Source organism: Streptomyces sp. Tu 3180 (assembly GCF_009852415.1).
Lineage (GTDB): Bacteria > Actinomycetota > Actinomycetes > Streptomycetales > Streptomycetaceae > Streptomyces.
This window is the reverse complement of record NZ_WOXS01000002.1, coordinates 8,369,894-8,390,116: the sequence shown is the minus strand read 5'-3', so window position 1 is coordinate 8,390,116 and position 20,223 is coordinate 8,369,894. Positions and strand designations below refer to the sequence as shown.

Below are 20,223 nucleotides of genomic sequence, written 5' to 3'. Positions count from 1 at the left end.
CTCCAGGCCGCGCAGCTTCTGGGTGTGGATGCGCGCTCCGAGGGTGTGCGCGGGGCGCGGCTCGCTGCGCTGCAGACCGCGTTGGTGAAAGCCTCGGCCGAGGAAGGCTTCCGCCGCACCCTGGTCTTCCACCACCAAGTGAAGGAGGCCGAGGCGTTCGCGGCCGGCCTGCCGGACGTCGCCGAGCGGCTGCATGCCGGCGATCCCGGGCTGTACCCGCGCACGATCTGGGCGGACTGGCTGTGCGGGGAGCACAAGTCAGGGCACCGGCGCCGTGTGCTGGGTGAGTTCGCCGACGGGATCGCCGCGGACGGTGCAGTCGTGGAGAAGACCTTCCTGAGCAGCGTTCGCATCCTCGGCGAGGGCGTCGACACCCGGCATTGCGACTCCGTCTACTTCGCCGATGTCCGCGGCTCCATGCCTGACCTCGTCCAGGCCGTCGGCCGCGCGCTGCGGATGCAGCCCGGTGAGGGCAAGGTGGCGTCGCTCGTGGTGCCGGTCCTGCTCGGGCCCGGGGAGACGGCCGACAGCATGCTCACGTCCCGGGCGTTCGGCGGGCTGGCGAGGCTGTTGGAGGCGCTCAGGGCGCACGATGCCCGGGTGGTGGAGCAGCTTGCCGAGCAGCAGGTCAGGAGCCGTTCCCGGGGTGTGCAGAGCCGTAAGGGGAGTCGGGAAGGTGAGGGAGCCGAAAGCGACCGAGGCGACCGTGGTCTGTCGGTGCCGGCACGGGAGCTGCTGAAGTTCTCCACGCCCCGCGACCCCGCGCAGCTGGCCGCGTTCATCAACCTGCGCGTGATCGACCTCGAACACGCCCACTGGCGACGCGGCATCGAAGCCGCCGCCATCTACCACCGGCTGCATGGTGATCTGAAGGTTCCGTTCACCTACCGCGTGCCCGGCGGTGGCGACCGGGAGACGGAAGTCGAGGGGTGGTCGGCATCGCTCGCCGGGTTTCCACTGGGGCAGTGGATCGCCGACAACCGGCGCTTCTACGCCTGCGGCCGTCTGGATGCCGACCGCACCCGGCAGTTGGAGAGGCTCGGCATGATCTGGTCCCACTTCGATGTCGCTTGGGAAGAGGGCCTGGCCGCCGCGCGTGGGTGGGCCGGGAGAGCGGGCACCTGCTGGCACCGACCGACGCCACCTATCAGGGTTACCGGGTGGGCATCTGGCTGAAGAACCAGCGAGCCGCCGCCCGGAGAGCGGCCGAGATCGAACAGCGACGTGCCCAGGGTCTGCCCGTTCCGTCCGCGGTCGGCGTACTGCCGCGGGAGCGGCGCGAACAGCTCGAGGGCATCGACCCCGCCTGGTGCCCAGCCTGGCCTGTGAAGTGGCAACGCGCCTTCCACCTCACCCGACTCCACCTCGAGGCCGGCGGTGAACTGCCCACGTCACCGGGCGACGTCGTCCACCAGGGCGAAGACCTCGGACGGTGGGTGCGCTCCGTCCGGTACGGCTGGGACAAGCTCATGACCGTCCAGCAGTGGATGTGCGAACACATCCTCGGCATCGAGCCCGCCGGCGAGGACGAGAAACCCCGACCGCGGACCAGCCAGGCCGACAAGTGGGCCATGAACTATGCCGCCGCCCTCCAGTTCTACGAGCGTGAGGGCACCTCCGGGTGCCGAGGAAGCACATCGAACGGATCGCCGTCGGCGACGACCAGGAGGAGCGGGAACTCCGGCTCGGTGCGTGGATCGGGAACCAGCGGAGCAGGGCTGCGATGCTGTCCCCGGAGCGGATCGAGCAGCTGTCCGCCATCGGCATGCGCTGGGCGTAGCCGCGCGGACGAACAGCGAGGCCAGGAACGGTGGTTCTGGCAAGGTCCGCTGTCGCTTCGTGGCAGGTCCGTAGGCGGTGCGAGGCCTCGTGAAGTCCTGTGCACGGCTATGGCCCGCCGCTATGGTGAGGGCTGATCAGCTGGCGCGCTACTGCTCAAGCTCCAAGGCCAGGCCGACTTTGTGGCCGCCTGATCGTTCCTGTCCGGGGCCCATCATCTGCAGACCGGCAGCGGCGTCCGTATCGCCCCCCTGAGTGGTGCCACGACCGGGGAGGGCTGCCAGTGCACGGGCCAGATGCTCCAGAGCCTGGGACGCCTCGATGTCCGTCTGCTCCCCCACCGAACGGGCCTGCCTCGTGATCGCTGCCAGCACTTCCTCACGAGCCTGTGTCCCGGCTCCACCTGACTCCATCGTGGTTGGTTTCATGTCCCTCCTGATCGCTCCGTCGGCTGGCTGCACCAGTTGGCCGGCCAGCCGAACGCGAGGAGTGTTCACCGGTATCCGGTGGCGAATCTCCAAACTGGTGTTCGTGGTGCGGCCGTGGGTCAGACGTGTCCGAAGAACAGGCTGCCCGGTGCGTCCGGGTCGTTGGAGAAGTAGTACTCGCGGATCGCGCGGATGAACTCGTGGCGCGAGATCGCGCCGTCCCCGTCGGTGTCGAGCCTGGTGAACATGTCCATCGCGTCGGGTGTGTCGCTCTTCCAGACGTCCCTCAGGAAGCGGGCGAACTCGTCCTTGGTGATCTCGTTGTCGCCGTCGACGTCGATGATGTCGAAGATCGCGTGTCCGCCGCCTTCGGTCACGTTCAGGCGGCTGGTATCGATGACCGCCAGGCGGCTGGCCGTGACGAACTGTTCTTTGGTGAGCCGGTCCCCGTCCACGCCCGCGTGGCGCAGCAGCTCCAGCCAGTAGATCTGGCAGAAGGTCTGCAGTGCCCGGGTCCGGAGGTCGTTCCTGTCGAGCCGGTAGGCCTGGATGTAGCGGTCGGCGAGCTTTTGGTAGTCCGTCCAGTCCAGGTAGCCGTCGTGGTTGGCGTCCATCTGGTCGAAGGTGCGCTCGAGCTTGAGGGTGAGGATGTCCTGTGCCGTCGTGGTCATGGGCCGGGTCCTTCCGTGATCTGGTCTCGCGACTTCCTCGGCACGGGGCACAGCGTCCCGAAGGAGCACCGGACCATGCCTGGGTATGTACTCAGGTGGCCTCGTGGGCGTGGCTGCCGTGCCGTTGCCCCTGCTGCGGGTCGTCCGGGGTGGCGTCGGGGTCGGCTGTGCCGGCGGCTTCGAGGAGCACGTCCAGGTGGTGGTCGCTGTAGGCGGTGCCGGGTTTCTTGTCGCGTCTGTGTGGGTGTCTGGTGACGTTCCGGCCGGTTCGTACGTGAGGGTCGATGCACGACGATCGGCGTGCTGGTCACGCCCGTCATCCTGCCCCCGGCTGGTTCGCACGGCGAGCCGAATGCGGCCGGTCGGGGGACACCGCCGGTCGTGTCGAAGCGGGCCGGGACGCGGGGCGTACATCGCTCGGTCGGCCTGGGTGCCGGTTTGTTCCGGGAGACCGGCCGGGTGCGGTTGCGCTGCCCGTGGCCGCGGGCGACCCGTCGCGCTCCGTTCGTTTCCTGGCTCCAGACACCGACCGGCGGATGGGAAGGCCCGGGCCGGGGGGGTCCCGGGTCTTCGCGTCCCTGGCCACCGACGAGGTGCACGTGTCGGAGTCCGGTCTGGTCGTCGTGGATGTGGCAGCCGTCGACGGCCAGAGCGCCTTCGCCTTGCAGGAAGCACTCGCCTCTTTGTGGGCGGCCACCGCGGTGGAACGCACCACGCGGGACGTCGGCCGGCCCGGCGTGCGGCTGCGCTGCTCTTCGGGCATGCGCCAGGCACCGGGCTGAACGCGCCGGCCGGGGCCGGTTTGTTCCAGCGGGCGAGGGTCACGGTGATGGGCGTGTTGGAGCACTGGCCGAGCTGGTCGGCCAGGGCGTCGCGTTCGGTGGCGTCGTTGGTCAGGCCCCAGCAGATCTTGTCGGCGACCCAGTCGGTGACGTGCCGGCAGCGGCAGCCGGTGGCCGGTGGCCGGTGGCATCTCTACAGGGGTGGGTGTCCGGTGAGGGCGCCGCCGGGGTCATCGGTCAGGGCGAGGCGGGCGGTGATGCGTTTGCCCACCGGCTCGCGCCGCGCCTCGAGAACCTGGGCGACGGCCATGGCGGTCTCCAGGCCGTGCTCTGGCCGGTCGGTGTCCACCGTCCGGTGAGTGTAACGCCGTGATCAAGCGTGACGCGTGGGTGCAAAGCCACCGCTGTCACCGCTTCGCCTCTTTGTGTGTCATTTGCACTGTTCAGGCGGGTCTTACCGCTACTGTGATCGCATTGGGTTGTCCGTCGGGGGAGCAGCCAATGCGTCGAGTGTTCCTCAGCCTGGCGTTGTTGGCCCCTGTCGTTGCCGTCGCCCTCGGCGGTGCAGGCTCCGCGCAGGCTGAAGCGTTCCGTGGTGTCAAGGACGAGAGCGCTGCACCGTCCAAGCCTTGTGATTGTCCGGGGGGGCGCGGTGGCGTGCCTGGCGCAGTGCTTGGGGCTTCCCGGCCCAGGGGGGATTCCCGGCCCGTTTCAGCCTCGGTCTTGCGAAACGGCCCGCCGACGGAGTCGGCGGGCCGTTTCGCTTTCTGCAGCGGGCGGCGGGCATGCCGAGGGGCCGAGTATCACCTCGGTGGGCGCCCCATCCCACTGCGCCGGGCCGGGCCGGTGCTCTCATAGAGGCGGAAGAAAGCGCCGGTCAGTGGCGGGTTGACCGCAGGGCAAGCCGCCCGCCCATCACCGTCCAGACCGCAAACGCCCCCTTCGCCGCTTGTCGGCTACAGGCGCAGGGCGCAGGCCGGCCCGGTCCTATGCGGTACGAATTGCCGCCACGCGGGTGACCCTCCCGCCCATGCCCCGTGTCGGGGGGCTGTGCGGCCGCTATCAACAGCACATGATCCCCACCGTGTTGGGCCATGGCAGCGGGCGGGGTTGGCTGGTGGGCTGATGTGTGACAGTCGCCACCTGAGCAGGCGTGCTGTCACCCGGCGTGCGCCGATGGCACGGGCTCTCGGCTCACGTGCCTCACCGTCCTTCCCGACGGTGGTTTATCCCGGATGCAGCGAGATGTGAAGGTCCTTCCCCATAGCGTCATTCGTGTGCGGCCGAGGGTGGCCGCCGGGTACAGGTGGAGGAAAGGCCCATGTTCAAGTCGAAGAGAGCCCGAGTCATGGCGCTGGCCGGCGCCGGTCTCGTGACAACGGCGGCCGTGGCGGCCGGGGTCGCCATCGCGGCTCCGGATGGCGGCAGCTCCCAGGCTCCGTACGTGCAAGCCGGTGCCCTGGTCGAAGCCGACGGCACGGTCGTGCATTCCAAGGGGGTCGCATCGGTGACCGCCTCGGGACACGTCTACTGCGTCGAGATCAGCAATCCGGATGTCGACCTCTCCCGGGCCATCGTGACCGCCACCCCGCGTAACACCCCGGGCTCCACCCTCCGCGTCATCCCGGGCAACTGCGCGGGCGGCAAGGGCATCACCGTCGGCAGCTACAACCCTTCCGGTGGTGGACTGGCCAACTCGTTCTACGTCGCCGTGCACTGACCCGAGCGGCAGCCATGGCAGGGGCAGCTCGGTCACGCAACGGCGGAGCTGCCCCTCGTCGGTGTCGCGGGAGACCGGACAGCCGGCGGCCGCGGTACAGCTCCCTCTGCACGCCGTCGAGGACACCAGGGCGGCCATGACCCACCTGGGAGGCTGCCACCCGCCGCCGACGCCTGCTGCCGGCACGCCGCCGAACGGGCAGGGACCAGGAACCGCTGGAGCCCCACAGGCCGACGCCGCACTCCCCCGGCCTTGCGCCGCCCGGTGCGACCGGGACGACCGGTGTCGTCACCACCGAGAGATCACATTGCGCCACCCGAAGTGGTGAGCAACCCGGGGCCGCGGAAAGCGTTTACACGTTATGAATCGCACACGTCGCACCGCAGCCGCTCTGCTGCTCGCTCTGGCCGGTCTCGCCTACTCGACTCCCGCGCAGGCTGCCGCAGCGCCTCCTGCCTGCACACGGGAGGGCTTCTTCCCCGATCCTGACGATCAGTCCAAGTTCTACCGCTGCGTGGACATGAACGGCGACGGCAAGGAACTCACCCGCTTCGACTTCCAGTGCGGCCCCGGCACCCTGTTCCACCCCGAACTCGTAGCATGCGTCCACCCGTGGCTGACGCCTCCCAAGGACGCATCCGAAAACTCCTGAGCCCAGGCATTGCGGTGGCTGCGAAGGCGGCGCCCTCCGCCTTCCCAGGGGACTGCGGAGTGGTCTACGTCCCCCACCCACCCGACAAGACAGCCGTGCGGCAGGACGTGCGGCACTGTTCTGCGGTGACGAAGCCAGTACGGGTTGCGGAACAACCCTGATACGAAAGCGGTGAACGATGGTGCAGACCGGAAAGTGGGATCTGCTGAGCGACCCCAAAGACCCCGTATGGGACCAGTTCCTCCAGGCCGCGGGGATGAGTGCCGCTCACCGGGAAGCCCAAGCCATGGTCAGGCCGAGCGAGGAACTCAGCCGTGACGGCGACAGATGGACCTGGACCTACTTGTCGGAGCTGTGGACCGACCGGATCACCTTCACCCTCGGCGAGCAGGTCTCCACCCCCTTGCTGTTCATCGGCGCAAGGCAGGCGACCTCCGTGTTCACCGAGGAAGCCGGCAAACTGATCCAGTCGTTCGAGAGCCAGGGCAGGAAAGGCACGATCGTACGCGAACAGACCCCGGACAGCATGACGGCCGTCTACTCGGCCCAAGGCGTCACCGCCGTCCGCAAGTACAAGAAAGTGGCATGACACGCCCCCGTCCGCTGCTGGTGCAAGAGTCGGCCCAACTGATCAGCCCAGGCCGAACCACGGCCTGCTGATCAGAGAAGCCGCCTCTGGACACATACGGCTCTCCGCCATCGGCATGCGGTGGGCATAGTCGCGTATGGATCCGGACCTGCGTCGGCGCTGGACGTCCTCTCGTGGCCTGCGAGGCAGCGGTCAGCTAGGAACGTTCGTCGGAGCGCTGCCGAGCCAGTCTGCGCCGCCACCGCTCCCCCACTTGCACTCCCGCCAAAACGCACGCCGACGTAAACGCCGTGCCCGCAGCCTCATCCCACGAGTCGTGGAACAGCCACCGTGCCAGGAGCGTCATCACCCCCCACCAGACCAACGCGAACCCGATCAGCTTCACTGCCCACTGCGTCCTCCCCACAAAGTCCCCATGCCCAGCGGACGATTCTGCCCGTTCGGGTCCGTCCCGGCACGGCACCGCGGCGGTACGGCGGGACAGGCCGTCGTCGCCCTGGTCCACGTTCTCGTCCGGCCGTGCACCAGCGGGCGCGTCATGTGCTCCACGTACGGAGGGCACTGGTGAGCTTCGGGCGCGCTGCTGAGTAGCGGCCCCCGCGGCGCAGCAGCTCGTCATGGCCGCCGTCCTCCATGGTCCGGCCGCCGTCCGGGAAGACGACGCGGCCCGCGGGCTCATCGACCGCGAGGGCTGGGGGAAGCTCTCCATCCGCCGGCTGGCGGCCGGGTCGGGCATCGGTGCGACGGCCCTCCACCACCGCGTCCGTGACATCGTGGCCGGAGCCGACGACCGCGGCTGCACGCCCGCCCAGGCCGCGAGCGTCTCCCGCAGCATCTGGTACTGCGCCGTCGGCGAGGTCCTCGTCCGTGCCCACTCGCCCCACCGGCGCGCCGACGCCGGGACTCCCTCCTACCGCGAGGCCTTCGACGGGCTGCTCGCAAGGCCGCTGCGGATCGCGCACGGGGAGGGCTGACGCACCGCCGGGCCCGGCTGCGCACGCGGTAGTTCGCCCGGTCGGGGCGGGCAGCGGTCGTGGGGCGGTGTCCGCCCCACGACCGGCTTGTGCGCCTCGTCGGCCGTACGCCTCCCGCCTTCCGCCGCGTGTGCCGTGACGGTGCTCTTCGACCAGGGCCTGTCGCGGCTCGGCCAATTCCCCGACCGTGCGGGCGACATGGCGCCGGCGGACTCCTGTGGACGACTGATGCGTCAGAACCGTCCGACCGGCACACCGCAGCAGAGTCCGCACGCGGGCCGCGGAATACTCGGCTGCGACCGGGGGCGGCCGGACCCTAGGATCCTCGTTCGAGGCGCCGACAGGCGCCCTGCCGATTGTGGGCACCCAGCAAACCGAGGGTACGGGGCGCAATGAGCAGTCAACTCTTCGCGGTCTCTTTCGACGCGCACCAGCCCGAGCGCCTGGCGCACTTCTGGGCCGGCGTCCTGGGCCTGCAGAGAGCCGACGGGGGTGACGACGGGGTCACCCTGTTGTCCGGGAACGACGCCGGCTACCGTCTGGGCTTCCGTCCCTCCCGGGCGCGGAAGACCGCCCAGAACCGGCTGCACTTCGACCTGACCAGTTCCTCCCCGGAGGAACAGCGGGAGACCGTGGCCAGGGCGCTCGACCTCGGCGCGCGGCACGCCGACGTCGGCCAGGAACCGGACGCGTCCCACGTGGTGCTCGCCGATCCCGAGGGCAACGAGTTCTGCGTCATCGAGCCGGGCAATGCCTTCCTCGCCGGCTGTGGCCTCATCGGAGCGCTCGCCTGCGACGGTTCGCAGGCCGTGGGCTACTTCTGGAGCCAGGCGCTGGGCTGGCCGCTGGTCTGGGACCAGGACGAGGAGACCGCCATCCAGTCACCGAACGGCGGCACGAAGATCACATGGGGTGGTCCGCCGCTCATGCCGGACCCCGGCAAGGACCTGCACTTCGACCTCGTGCCGGAGGACGATCAGCAAGCGGAGGTCGAGCGCCTGCTCTCCCTCGGGGCGAAGCGTCTCGGCCCCGCCCGCGGCGGGGACGGGGCCGTGCTGCTGGCCGACCCCGACGGCAACGAATTCCGCGTGCTCACGCGTCGGTGAAGCGGGAACCGCGGCGGGCGGCCGAGCATCCCGTCGGGGGGCCTCGCGCTGGATGACGGCGCGGGTGTTGACCGTCCAGCGCGCGCTTCCCCGCCCGCCGAGGAAGGCATCGGCCGTCACGGCCCGGATGCCGTGTCCGGTCTGGAGGCGGGTGAGGAAGTCCACCGCGCGGTGACGGGCTGCGACGGTGTCCCGTACGGCATCGGGCATCACGCCTCCGCCGCCCGGTGCCCACTGCGCTGGGTCCACTGCCGTTCTTCCGTTCACGCGTGCGGGTGCACGCGCTTGTCCGAGCTCGAAGCAGTGGGCACCGTTGAGGAAACCGTGACGGGCACCCCCCGCAGCAGCGCCTTGTTGTCGCTCGAGGTCCGGCCGGCAGGGCGGGGTGGGCCGCCTGCCGTCGAGCAGGGGCGGTGTTCAGGGCCGCGGGTGACCCGCGCGTTCCAAAGCCTTGCGGGCGGCGAGGCGGCCCGCGATGTCGAACGCCCGTTCATGAGAGCCGAACGTGTCGGCGCGGGCGCGTCTCAGCACCACCCGGACCGCGATCGTGACTTCGTACTCGGGCGAGCCCAGCTGCTCCTCGATCCCCGCGGCGGCGGCCGCAAGGAAGCGCGGGAGGTCTTCGGCGGGTCCGTACTCCGCCGTCAGGTCCTGGGCCGTCTCGAAGGCGAAGCCCTCGACCGCGGGCTCGAAATCCACCTCTATCTCCGCGAAGTGTGGTGCGCAGTTCTGCTTCTGGTGCAGGACGTGCACGCCGCGGATGGGGTAGGGCGGAAATCGGGGCGGCGCCGGCGTCATGCCGGAACGGTACCCCCTGCCCGGCGCCGCGCCTGTGCCGTCGGCCCTGGTGCCGGGAGACCTGCCGTGTGACCACCGCCGCGCTTCGGCTCAGCGCCAGGTGCACTGAGGCATGAAGATCCCACCGCCATCCCGGTCGCGGCCGACGACGGTCGCTGGTCCCGATCCGGGTGCGGTCCGGCGGCTCGCGCCGGCAGGCGGGCGCCCGCCGTTCCAGGATCGAGTTCATGCGCGGCATCCGTACTCCGCCGAGTACTATTTCGGTCCCTGCCTCGGTGAGGACGGTGTCGAACAGGGCGGGAAACGTCCCGTCCCGGTCCCGGATCAGGAACCCGGCCCGGCAGCCGGCGTCCTCGAGGTCCATGACCAGGCCCTTCGCGACTTGCGTCACCCAGGACGCGGTGGGGTGCGCGGCGCCGAGGACCCGGATCCGGCGGCCGGCGTGCTCGATCACCGCACCTGCCCGAAGCCGCACCCCGGACAAGGTGATCGTTTCCAGGAAGCCGCATGCCGGCAGCACATCGGCCCGGGAGCGCGGGAAGTCCGCCCACCTGCTCGTGGCGCGCCCGGGCACCGGGCCGGTCCCGGCCTTCCCAAAGGATCTCCCCGACCGTGGAGGCGGCCACCGTGACGCCCAGGACGAGGAGTTCACCGTGGATGCGGCGCTCCCCCGGCTGGAGTCCTCACCGGCGAACCGCAGCACCGGCAGCCGGATGGAGCACACGGCCCGCGGCATTCCCGGACGCTCGGGCCGGGAGCACGCAGCGTGGCAGCGTGGCGGCGCGCGACCGGATCGCCGTGCCGGCACGGCACGGTCCCCGGACGCACCACCAGCCCTGCCCCGCGCCACACCCGCGAGAGCAGAAGACGGTGCAGCAACGCCGCCGGGAACACACGGTCACTCGGACCAGCTTGTCGTGTGTCGTTCCGGGGGGAGGACCAGGGTGGGTTCGAGGGGGGTGCGGGGGGCGGGGTCCGCGGGGGTCCAGGTCAGCAGTGGCCGGGCGCCGCGTTGCTGGCGCCAGCCGGCCTGGGCGGCGACGACGGCGACGTACGGGATGGCGACGGAGCCGATCAGGGCGCAGACGGCGAGGGCGGGCCAGCGGTTCCAGGTGAGGGCCATCAGGATCACGCAGGCGGTGCGGATCAGCATGGCGGTGAGGTAGCGCCGCTGGCGGTCGCGCAGGTCCTGGGTCAGGCCGGTGCGGGCCCGGGTGATGGACTCGGCTCGGGGATCTTCCCGGCGCCGTGGGCTGGTGGTCATCGGGCCTCCGTTCGTGGTGCGGCGAGACGGCGGCGCGGGTGACCCGTCCTCTGGTCACCCGCGCCGCGGTGCCGGCCGGCCCGCTGCGACGTGCCGCCGGGTCAGTGCGGTTCCTGGTCCGGCTGCGGCTGCCCGAGGGCGTGCCGGGAGCCGGTTTCCAGGTGGCCGTCGGACGGGGTGGGCCCGTGTCCGTCGGGTGAGTGCCCGGCGTGTGCCAGTTCCTGGGGCGTGGGCTTTGCGATCTGGTTGCCGTAGAGCCAGCGGCTGAGGCGGTGGCGCAGGACTTCCTCGCGGCGCCGGGGGTTGGGGATGCCGTTGTGTTCCGGTGCGGGTGCCGGCAGGGGCCGGTAGTCCTGCCGGGACAGCAGGGCGTACTGCGTGGCGCGGTCGAGGGGCTCGTGCACCTCGACGTATTCGCCGTGCGGGAGTCTGCGGATCCTGCCGGTCTCGCGGCCGTGCAGGAGCTTGTCGCGGTCGCGTCGCTGGAGGCCGAGGCAGATCCGCCGGGTGGCGATGTAGGTGAGGGCCGGGACGGCGAAGATGCCGATGCGTACGGCCCAGGTGATGGCGTTGAGCGAGAGGTGGAAGCGCTCGGCCAGGATGTCGTTGGCGCCGCCGAAGAAGAGGACCAGGTAGAGGGCGACGAAGGCGCAGCCGAACGCGGTCCGTGTGGGGTGGTCGCGGGGCCGGTCGAGGAGGTGGTGTTCCCTGGTGTCCTTGGTGACCCAGGCCTCCAGGAAGGGCCAGAAGGCGAACACGGTGGCCATCAGGGTGGGCAGGATGACCGCCGGGATCAGGATGCCGAGGTTGACGGTGTAGCCCCACAGGACGAACTCCCAGGGGGGCATGGCACGCAGGGCACCCTCGAGGAAGCCCATGTACCAGTCCGGCTGGGATCCCTGGGAGATCTGGTCGGCGCGGTAGGGGCCGTAGGTCCACACGGGGTTGATCTGTGCGATGCCGGCGAGCAGCGCGAGCAGTCCGGCGACGAGGAAGAAGAAACCGCCCGCCTTGGCCGCGTAGTTCGGCAGCAGGGGCTGGCCGACGACGTTCCGCTCGGTGCGGCCGGGGCCCCGGAACTGGGTGTGCTTGTGGTAGAAGACCAGGATCAGGTGGACGGTGACCAGGGCCACGATGATTCCCGGCAGCAGCAGGATGTGGAAGCTGTAGAACCGCTGGATCACGTCGTGGCCGGGGAACTCGCCGCCGAAGAGGAACATCGTCAGGTAGGTGCCGACCAGCGGGATGGCGAGCGTGACGCCTTCGGCGATGCGCAGGCCGGTGCCGGAGAGCAGGTCGTCGGGCAGTGAGTACCCGACGAAGCCTTCCAGGATGACCAGGACCAGGAGGACGAAGCCGATCAGCCAGTTGACCTCGCGCGGCTTGCGGAACGAGCCGGTGAGGAAGTGGCGCAGCGTGTGCACGCACAGGGCGGCGATCATGACGATGGCCGACCAGTGGTGCAGCTGGCGGATGAACAGGCCGCCGCGTATCTCGAAGCTGATGTCGACGGTGGAGGCGTAGGCCTGTGACATCCGGACGCCGTGCAGCGGGGCGTACGACCCCTCGTAGACGGTCTCGGCCATGCTCGGGTCGAAGAACATGGTGAGCCAGACGCCGGTGAGCAGCAGCACGATGAAGCTGTAGAGGGCGATCTCGCCGACCATGAACGACCAGTGGTCGGGGAACACCTTGCGGATCAGGCTGCGGAAGCTGTAGATCCCGAGCCGTCCGTCCGTCCAGTCCGCGATGCGTTCGCCTCTCGACGCCCCGGTACGCGCACCCGGCGGCGCCGTTTCGGTCGTGCTCATACCCGCACACCCTCCCCTCGCCGCTCGGCCGTCACTGGCACACCCGGTCCGGCCGGTGAGCGGTCGGGGGTCGGGGCGGCCTGCCGCGGCGCAAGCGGGCCCGTGCCTTGGAGCAGCTGGAACGCTATCGAGCGCGGCAGGGGCGAACAACCGCTCTCGAGCCGGATTCCGGTTCCAACTCGAGTCTTTCTCAAGGAAGTTGCGAGTCTCGGGGTGCGGGCTCGGGCGCTTCGGGCTGCCCTGTCACACCTGACGCGTCAGGCCGTGCCGCGCCGGGCCGTCGGGGACGCCGAGGGCGGGTGCGGGCGGGGCGGCACGGCGGTGCCGGCGGGCGTCCGGGCCGTGCGTGGTGGTGGGCGGGGCCGCCGGGGCCGGGTGCTGCGGGCCGCGCAGGGCGGCCCGCAGCACCCGTGGCCGCAGTGCCGTGGCGGGCGGTGCGGCCGTGTGGAGGAGCTGGAGCAGTGCGGCCGCCGCGTACGGGTCCCTGGTCGCGGCGGCCGCGATGCGGGCCCGGTAGCGCCGGCCGAGCCGGGTGCGTACGCCGGCCCGCGGGTCCTGGCCGCTGTCAGCCGCCCGCGGGGCGCGGGTGGCCGTTCGCCAGGCGGGGGCCAGCCGGTGGGCGAGGGCGCGGCGCAGCCGGTAGCCGAGGCCGACGGCCGTGCCGTGGCCGGCCAGCATGTGGTCGAGGACGAGGGCGCCCTGCACCGCCGTCGTCATGCCCTGGCCGTGGGCCGGGTCGAAGGCGGCGAAGGCGTCGCCGAGGACGAGGAACTGGTCGGGCCAGCGGCGCAGCTTCTCGTAGTGGCGCCAGCGGTTGTGGGTGGTCCGGCAGCCGTAGACCGGGCCGAGGGGTGTGGCGGCCCGCAGGATGTCGTGCAGCAGGGGGTGGCGCAGGGTGCCCGCGGCGCGCAGCAGTCCCGCGTGGTCGGTGGGCAGGCTCCTGGCGTCGTCGGCGCAGATCGACACCGACCAGCGGCCGCCCTCTATGGGGTTAAGCATGCCCTGGACGGGGTGGCCGGGCGCGGGCATGAGCAGCAGGCTCTTCCAGTCCGCGACATGGCCGACGGGCGTCGCGAACACGGCGGTGGCGAAGGCGGTACCGGTGCCGGCCACGGTCTCGGGCGCGGGCGCGTAGCCGAGTTCGGCCAGCCACTGGGGGGCGCGCGAGCCGCGTCCGGTGGCGTCCACCACGAAGTCGGCGGACATCAGGCGGCGGGGGGCCCATCCGCCGGGGGTGCTGCGGTCCCGCCGGCGCACCCATACGCCGGTGACGGTGTCGTTGCGGCCGGGCTGGAGCGCGACGGCCTCGTGCTCGCTCAGGAAGCTCACCTTGGTGTCGGCGAGCAGCCGGTCGCGGATCACCGCGTCGATCAGGTCGCGGCCGGCGCTGAGCATCGACAGGCCGGGGCCGACCCGGGGCAGCCAGCCTCCCGGGCCGAGCAGCAGCATGTCCTCGGGCATCCGGACGTGCACCGCTCCGGCGTCGGCCAGGTCCTGGCCTATGCCGGGGAACAGCTGCTCCAGGCCCTGCTGGGCGGCTGTCATCAGGGTGTGCGTGTGCCTCGCCTGGGGGACTCCCCGGCGCCGGCCGGGACCGCGCGGCACCCAGTCGCGTTCGACGACGGTGACCCGGTCCATGAAGTTGGCCAGGGCCCGGGCCGCGGTGAGCCCGGCGAGACTGGAGCCGACCACCACGGCGTGGCCGTGGCCTCCGCCCCGTCCACCGGCGGCATGTGCGTGCGCGTTCACCTCGCCTGCCCCCTCCCTGTGGGTTGTTCTTGCATGATGCGGGCAACGGCGGTCCGCGCGGCGTGGATCGGCCGGCGGGAAGCGGAAGCTCGAGGGTTTGTCGACGCGGCCGCGAGGGCGATTCGAGCGGCGGTGCGCCGCGCCGGGAGCGTGCACCGGTACGCGCGGCCGTGCCGGCGTCGTCCGGGCGGGCCGTAGGGGTCCGCTCAGCCGGTGACGGTCCAGGTGTCGCCGCCGGCCAGGAGCGCGGCGAGGTCGCCCTTGCCGTTCTGCTCGACGGCGGTGTCGAGCTGGTCGGCCATGAGGGTGTCGTAGACGGGCCGGCCGGCAGAGCGGAACACGCCGATGGGGGTGTGGTGCAGGGTGTCGGGGTCGGCCAGCCGGGACAGGGCGAAGGCGGTGGTGGGGGAGGCGGCGTGGGCGTCGTGGACCAGGACGTCGGCCTCGTTGTCCGCGGTGACGGTGACCACCCTCAGCTCGCCGGTGGCCCGGTCGCGCACCACGCCCCTGGAGCGGTCGGCGCCGAAGCGGATCGGCTCGCCGTGCTCCAGCCGGATCACCGCCTCCTCGGCCTGCCGGCGGTCCTTGAGCACCTCGAAGGCGCCGTCGTTGAAGATGTTGCAGTTCTGGTAGATCTCCACCAGCGCGGTGCCCGGGTGGCCGGCGGCGGCCCGCAGCACCTCGGTGAGGTGCTTGCGGTCGGAGTCGACGGTGCGGGCCACGAAGGACGCCTCCGCGCCCAGCGCCAGCGAGACGGGGTTGAAGGGGGCGTCCAGCGAGCCCATCGGGGTCGACTTGGTGACCTTGCCGACCTCGGAGGTGGGCGAGTACTGGCCCTTGGTCAGGCCGTAGATCCGGTTGTTGAACAGCAGGATCTTGAGGTTGACGTTGCGGCGCAGGGCGTGGATGAGGTGGTTGCCGCCGATGGACAGCGCGTCGCCGTCGCCGGTGACCACCCACACCGACAGGTCGCGGCGGGAGGCGGCCAGGCCGGTGGCGATGGCGGGGGCGCGGCCGTGGATGGAGTGCATCCCGTAGGTGTTCATGTAGTACGGGAAGCGGGAGGAACACCCGATGCCGGAGACGAAGACGATGTTCTCCCGTGCCAGGCCGAGCTCGGGCATGAAGCCCTGCACGGCCGCCAGCACCGCGTAGTCACCGCAGCCCGGGCACCAGCGCACCTCCTGATCGGACTTGAAGTCCTTGGCGAGGAGTTTGAGTTCAGTGCTCATGCAGCATCTCCTGCCATGCGCGGGCCAGTTGCCCGGCCTTGAACGGCATGCCGTTGACCTGGGTGTACGAGGTGGCGTCGACCAGGTACTTCGCGCGGATGAGGGTGGCGAGCTGGCCGAGGTTCATCTCGGGGACCACCACCTTGTCGTACTTCTCGAGGACCCTTCCGAGGTTGGCGGGGAAGGGGTTGAGGTGCCGCAGGTGCGCCTGCGCGATCCGGCCGCCCTGCCCGCGCAGGCGCCGCACGGCCGCGGTGATCGGCCCGTAGGTCGAGCCCCAGCCCAGCACCAGCGTCCGCGCCGCCCCGTCCGGATCGTCGACCTCCACGTCCGGGACGGTGATGTTGTCGACCTTGGCCTGCCGGGTGCGGACCATGAAATCGTGGTTGGCCGGGTCGTAGGAGATGTTGCCGGTGCCGTCCTGCTTCTCGATCCCGCCGATGCGGTGCTCCAGCCCCGGCGTGCCCGGGATCGCCCACGGGCGGGCCAGGGTGCGCGGGTCGCGCTTGTAGGGCCAGAACACCTCACCGCCGTCCTCCCGGGTGTGGTTGGGGCCCTGCGCGAACCGCACCCGCAGGTCCGGCAGCTCCTGCAGGTCCGGGATCCGCCACGGCTCGCTGCCGTTGGCCAGATACCCGTCGGAGAGCAGGAAGACCGGGGTGCGGTAGACCAGCGCGATCCGCGCCGCCTCCAGCACCGCGTCGAAGCAGTCCGCCGGCGTGCGCGGCGCGACGACCGGCACCGGCGCCTCGCCGTTGCGCCCGTACATCGCCTGCAGCAGATCCGCCTGCTCCGTCTTGGTCGGCAGCCCCGTCGAGGGCCCGCCGCGCTGGATGTCCACCACCAGCAGCGGCAGCTCCAGCGACACCGCCAGCCCGATCGTCTCGCTCTTCAGCGCCACCCCCGGCCCGGAGGTGGTGGTCACCGCCAGCGACCCGCCGAACGCCGCACCCAGCGCCGCCCCGATCCCGGCGATCTCGTCCTCGGCCTGGAAGGTGCGCACCCCGAAGTTCTTGTGCCGGCTCAGCTCGTGCAGGATGTCCGACGCCGGAGTGATCGGATACGAGCCCAGGAACAGCGGCAGGTCCGCCTGCCGGGACGCGGCGACCAGCCCGTAGGACAGCGCCAGGTTCCCGGAGATGTTGCGGTAGGTGCCCGGCGGGAACGCCGCCGCCGCCGGCGCCACCTCGTAGGAGACCGCGAAGTCCTCCGTCGTCTCCCCGAAGTTCCACCCCGCCCGGAACGCCGCGACGTTCGCCGCCGCGATGTCCGGCTTCTTCGCGAACTTCGACCGCAGGAACCGCTCCGTGCCCTCCGTGGGCCGGTGGTACATCCACGACAACAGCCCCAGCGCGAACATGTTCTTGCTGCGCTCGGCCTCCTTGCGCGACAGCCCGAACCCCTTCAGCGCCTCCACCGTCAGCGTCGTCAGCGGCACCGGATGCACCTGATAACCGTCCAGCGAACCGTCCTCCAGCGGACTGGTGCCGTAGCCGACCTTCTGCAGCGCCCGCCGGGTGAACTCGTCCGTGTTGACGATCACCTCCGCGCCCCGCGGCAGATCGGCGAGGTTCGCCCGCAGCGCCGCCGGATTCATCGCCACCAGCACATCCGGCGCGTCCCCCGGCGTCAGGATGTCATGATCGGCGAAATGCAGCTGGAACGACGACACCCCCGGCAGCGTCCCGGCCGGCGCCCGGATCTCCGCCGGGAAATTCGGCAACGTCGACAGATCATTGCCGAACGACGCGGTCTCCGAGGTGAACCGGTCCCCCGTGAGCTGCATCCCGTCACCGGAATCCCCCGCGAACCTGATGATCACCCGGTCCAGACGACGGACACCCTTGCCGGTCCGTGCCACGGTGGTCATGACGCAGCCTCCGTACCTTTCAGGCGCGCACGGTCCTGAGGGCGCGGGCCCAGGACTCCAGCTGGTCGAACAGGACGGGCGCGGCGGCGTCGTGCTGCTCGCCGGGCTTGAAGAGGGACCAGTTCTCGAAGTCGGTGAACATCGAGAAGGACAGCTGCTGGCGGACGTGCGCCAGCCGGAGTTCGCTGGCGATGGCGCGCAGGTGCTCGACGGCGCGGGCGCCGCCGAGGGTGCCGTACGAGACGAAGGCGGCGGCCTTGTCGGCCCATTCCTGGTGCAGGTAGTCGATGGCGTTCTTGAGCGCGGCCGGGACGGAGTGGTTGTACTCGGGGGTGACGAAGACGTATCCGTCGAAGGCGGCGATCTTCGCGGCCCAGGCTTTGGTGTGCTCGTTGCTGTACTGGCGGCGGGCCGCGGGGACGGGCTCGTCCAGGAGCGGCAGCGGGTGGTCGGCGAGGTCGATCAGCTCGTACTCGGCGGCGGTGCGGGCGCCGGCCCGGTCCATGACCCAGTCGGCGACGGCCTTGCCGTTGCGGCCGGGGCGGGTGCTGCCGAGGATGACGGCGATCTTCAGGTCGCTCACGGGTGCTCCTTCGTGGGGGCGCTCAGGCGTCTGTGCTGTGCTCAGGCGTTCTGGCCGGCTTGGGCGGTGTCGGCCTTGTCGTAGAAGCCGTCGTCGTGGATGGGCTGGATCTCGATCGGCCGGCCGTTGGCCTTGAGCCACTCCTCGCGCAGGCGGGCGGCCTCGTCGTCGGCCTGGGCGGCGGGGACCAGGCGGCCGTCGGGGGTCAGGCGCATCGGCCGGTCGCCGGCCGGTCGCCAGTCGAACCGGGCGGCGATCTTGAACAGGTCCTCCTGGGTGAGCGGGCCGCCGTTGTCCTTCTCGGCCTGCAGCGCGGTGGGGTGGTAGTCCTCGTAGCCGCCGGGCATGTGCAGGGTCAAGAAGTGCGCGCCCTCGCCGGGCGGGGTGGCCCAGGTGTGCCGGGTGCCGACGGTGATGTGGGCCATGGCGCTCGGGCCGAGTTCGACGACCTCGTCGTCGACCTGGACGATCAGCTTGCCGGAGACGACGAAGTACGTCTCCGTGGACTGCGCGTGCGTGTGCAGCGGGGGGCCGGACCAGGCCGGTCCCTGGCGCGTCTCCACCAATGACGCCGCCCCGTCGGTCATCTTGCTCGACAGCACGATCTCGAATCCGCGGCGGCCCTCGGGCCGGTCACCGGGGTGGATGATGTACGTCATGGGGTCCTCTCTCGGATCGCGTCGCACGGCGTCTTCGATCTAACCGGCGGCCGGGGTGTCCGACTGCGGCCGCGGGGGCGCGGTTGAACAGGGCGGTTCGCCGTTACGGTCCGCGCGCGGCGGGCCGCGGTGACGGGGCGGCGGGCGGGCGGCGGCGGGGTGTCGTGCCTGGTGGTGCGGGTCTGCGCGGGGGCGGGGGCGGGTGCGCTCCGGGCGGGGGCCGGGGGTGGGGCGGGCCGGGGGCCGGCGGGGGTCGAGCGGGCCTGGGGCGGGGCTTGGTTCGGGAGCGGGTGCGGCTGTGGCGGGGTGCGGGTGGTGCTCCGGTGGGGTGCGGGGCGGGGCTCGAGCGGATCTGCGGCGTTTCTCCGCCGCTCGGCCGGAAGGTGGGGTGGATGGCCTGTGACCGCCGAGCTGTGAGGAGACCCGCCATGTGGAATCCGCTGCGCCCGCGCCGTGTGCTGCGTGCGATCTACCGTTGTCTGGTGGCGTACGGCACGTTCCATACGGGTCCGGAGCCCGGTGGCACGGTCGGAGCGCTCCGGGACGCCGCTCCCGGGGAGCCGGTGGGGCCGCTGACGGGGCCGGTGCCGGGGCATCCGGAGCAGGTGTGCGGGGATGTGCCGCTCACCGCGCTGGAGCGTTCCCTGGCGCGGGAGCTGGAGGCGCGCTGAAGGGGGCCGGGCGTGGTGCCGCCGGTGCCGTGAAACGCTGCTGCCGGGGCCCCTGGTGGGGTCCCGGCAGTTCGCGGAGGGCGGGTGGGGCGGTCAGGCGGCCACGCGCTCGGCGAGGAACTCCTCCCAGGTGCGCTTGCCCACGTCGTTGCCCTTCAGGGCGAGGTTCTGGCCGGCGCGGTAGGCCTTGCCGGCCTTGCCGGGCATGCGCATGGGCAGCATCGGGCGGCGCTTGCCCTGCGCGGACAGGTAGCTGCGCAGCAGGTCGCCGAGCGGGTAGACCTTGGGTCCGGCCAGGTCGGGGACGCGGCCGGCGGGCTGGCCCAGGGTCAGCTCGACCAGGCGGGCGGCCACTTCGCGGGAGTCGACCGGCTGGAACTGCAGGCCGCCGGGGACGGGGAGGACGGGCATCTTGGTCATCTTCTGCGCCATCGCCCACACGATGTCGTGGAACTGGGCGGCGCGCAGCATGGACCAGGGGATGCCGGAACCGGTGATGATCTTCTCCGCTTCGAGCTGGGTCTTGAACCAGCCCAGCGGCATCGTGTCGGTGCCGATGACGGAGATGTAGACGATGTGGCGGACGCCGGCCTTCTTGGCGGCGGTCACCAGGGTGCGGGCCACCTTGTCGTCGCCCTTGTTGCTGCCGGCGAGGTGCAGCACGGTCTCCACGCCGCGCAGGGCGGTGTCGATGCCCTCGCCGGTCATCAGGTCGACGGCGAAGTACTCGATGCCGTTGGCGGACTCGCGGGGCTTGCGGGCGAGGATGCGTACGTCGTGGCCGGCCTGCTGCAGCAGGGGAACCACGTGGCTTCCCAGGGTGCCGGTGCCACCGGTGACCAGAATGGGTGCGGTCATCGCTCCCTTGTCTCCTCTTCGCTCTGG

At 71.2% G+C, this 20,223-nt stretch carries 17 protein-coding genes and 2 pseudogenes; 8 read left to right on the top strand and 11 right to left on the bottom strand.

Features of this window, described 5'->3' with window-relative positions:
- A pseudogene (locus GL259_RS38075) lies at positions 1–1,780 on the top strand (Helicase associated domain protein); the annotation flags it as partial.
- A gap of 546 nt (positions 1,781–2,326) precedes the next feature.
- On the opposite strand, the gene GL259_RS37490 reads toward GL259_RS38075, so the two are convergent.
- Positions 2,327–2,878, bottom strand: coding sequence for an EF-hand domain-containing protein (locus GL259_RS37490; RefSeq protein WP_159538262.1), 552 nt, complete (start codon positions 2,876–2,878; stop codon positions 2,327–2,329).
- Between the two features lie 536 nt (positions 2,879–3,414).
- Between GL259_RS37490 and GL259_RS37480 the strand changes: the two genes are divergently transcribed.
- Positions 3,415–3,660, top strand: coding sequence for a DUF6207 family protein (locus GL259_RS37480; protein ID WP_159538260.1), 246 nt, complete (start codon positions 3,415–3,417; stop codon positions 3,658–3,660).
- 193 nt (positions 3,661–3,853) lie between these two features.
- Here GL259_RS37480 and GL259_RS37475 read toward each other — a convergent pair.
- Positions 3,854–3,991, bottom strand: a pseudogene (locus GL259_RS37475) (ATP-binding protein); the annotation flags it as partial.
- A gap of 990 nt (positions 3,992–4,981) precedes the next feature.
- Between GL259_RS37475 and GL259_RS37470 the strand changes: the two are divergent.
- From GL259_RS37470 to GL259_RS37450, 5 genes are all read left to right on the top strand, one after another.
- A complete protein-coding gene (locus GL259_RS37470) occupies positions 4,982–5,380 on the top strand; it encodes a hypothetical protein (RefSeq protein WP_159538258.1) in 399 nt (132 codons plus the stop codon).
- A gap of 361 nt (positions 5,381–5,741) precedes the next feature.
- A complete protein-coding gene (locus GL259_RS37465; RefSeq protein WP_159538256.1) occupies positions 5,742–6,032 on the top strand; it encodes a chitin binding peritrophin-A domain-containing protein in 291 nt (96 codons plus the stop codon).
- A 178-nt stretch (positions 6,033–6,210) separates the two neighbouring features.
- Positions 6,211–6,621, top strand: a complete 411-nt coding sequence (locus GL259_RS37460) for a lipocalin/fatty-acid binding family protein (protein ID WP_159538254.1) — start codon at positions 6,211–6,213, stop codon at positions 6,619–6,621.
- A 617-nt stretch (positions 6,622–7,238) separates the two neighbouring features.
- On the top strand, positions 7,239–7,595 hold the full coding sequence (locus GL259_RS37455) for a hypothetical protein (protein WP_159538252.1): 357 nt from the start codon (positions 7,239–7,241) through the stop codon (positions 7,593–7,595).
- A 392-nt stretch (positions 7,596–7,987) separates the two neighbouring features.
- Positions 7,988–8,701 (top strand): VOC family protein, encoded by a 714-nt coding sequence (locus GL259_RS37450; protein ID WP_159538250.1) that lies wholly within the window; start codon positions 7,988–7,990, stop codon positions 8,699–8,701.
- Between the two features lie 417 nt (positions 8,702–9,118).
- Here the strand turns inward: GL259_RS37450 and GL259_RS37445 are convergent, their stop codons facing one another.
- The 8 genes from GL259_RS37445 to GL259_RS37410 all read right to left on the bottom strand — a co-directional run bounded on the left by GL259_RS37445 (position 9,119) and on the right by GL259_RS37410 (position 18,667).
- On the bottom strand, positions 9,119–9,499 hold the full coding sequence (locus GL259_RS37445) for a hypothetical protein (RefSeq protein WP_159538248.1): 381 nt from the start codon (positions 9,497–9,499) through the stop codon (positions 9,119–9,121).
- Between the two features lie 898 nt (positions 9,500–10,397).
- Positions 10,398–10,763, bottom strand: coding sequence for a DUF3099 domain-containing protein (locus tag GL259_RS37440; protein WP_159538246.1), 366 nt, complete (start codon positions 10,761–10,763; stop codon positions 10,398–10,400).
- 101 nt (positions 10,764–10,864) lie between these two features.
- A complete protein-coding gene (locus GL259_RS37435; protein WP_159538244.1) occupies positions 10,865–12,574 on the bottom strand; it encodes a cytochrome bc complex cytochrome b subunit in 1,710 nt (569 codons plus the stop codon).
- A 243-nt stretch (positions 12,575–12,817) separates the two neighbouring features.
- Complete coding sequence (locus GL259_RS37430) at positions 12,818–14,323, bottom strand: FAD-dependent monooxygenase (protein WP_159538241.1); 1,506 nt, start codon at positions 14,321–14,323, stop codon at positions 12,818–12,820.
- 206 nt (positions 14,324–14,529) lie between these two features.
- On the bottom strand, positions 14,530–15,555 hold the full coding sequence (locus GL259_RS37425) for a 2-oxoacid:ferredoxin oxidoreductase subunit beta (RefSeq protein WP_159538239.1): 1,026 nt from the start codon (positions 15,553–15,555) through the stop codon (positions 14,530–14,532).
- Entirely contained in the window at positions 15,545–17,425 is a 1,881-nt protein-coding gene (locus tag GL259_RS37420; protein WP_159538237.1) for a 2-oxoacid:acceptor oxidoreductase subunit alpha, read from the bottom strand. The genes GL259_RS37425 and GL259_RS37420 overlap by 11 nt, the downstream gene beginning before the upstream one ends.
- Before the next feature lie 19 nt (positions 17,426–17,444).
- Positions 17,445–18,008 carry an NAD(P)H-dependent oxidoreductase gene (locus GL259_RS37415; protein WP_159538234.1) on the bottom strand — a complete coding sequence of 188 codons (564 nt, stop codon included), beginning with the start codon at positions 18,006–18,008 and terminating at the stop codon, positions 17,445–17,447.
- A 41-nt stretch (positions 18,009–18,049) separates the two neighbouring features.
- A complete protein-coding gene (locus GL259_RS37410) occupies positions 18,050–18,667 on the bottom strand; it encodes a cupin domain-containing protein (RefSeq protein WP_159538232.1) in 618 nt (205 codons plus the stop codon).
- A 428-nt stretch (positions 18,668–19,095) separates the two neighbouring features.
- On the opposite strand from GL259_RS37410, the gene GL259_RS37405 reads away from it, so the two are divergent.
- Positions 19,096–19,338 carry a DUF6059 family protein gene (locus GL259_RS37405; RefSeq protein ID WP_159538230.1) on the top strand — a complete coding sequence of 81 codons (243 nt, stop codon included), beginning with the start codon at positions 19,096–19,098 and terminating at the stop codon, positions 19,336–19,338.
- Positions 19,339–19,431: 93 nt separating this feature from the next.
- On the opposite strand, the gene GL259_RS37400 is transcribed toward GL259_RS37405, so the two are convergent.
- Positions 19,432–20,196, bottom strand: a complete 765-nt coding sequence (locus GL259_RS37400) for an SDR family oxidoreductase (RefSeq protein ID WP_159538228.1) — start codon at positions 20,194–20,196, stop codon at positions 19,432–19,434.
- Positions 20,197–20,223 lie beyond the last annotated feature (27 nt).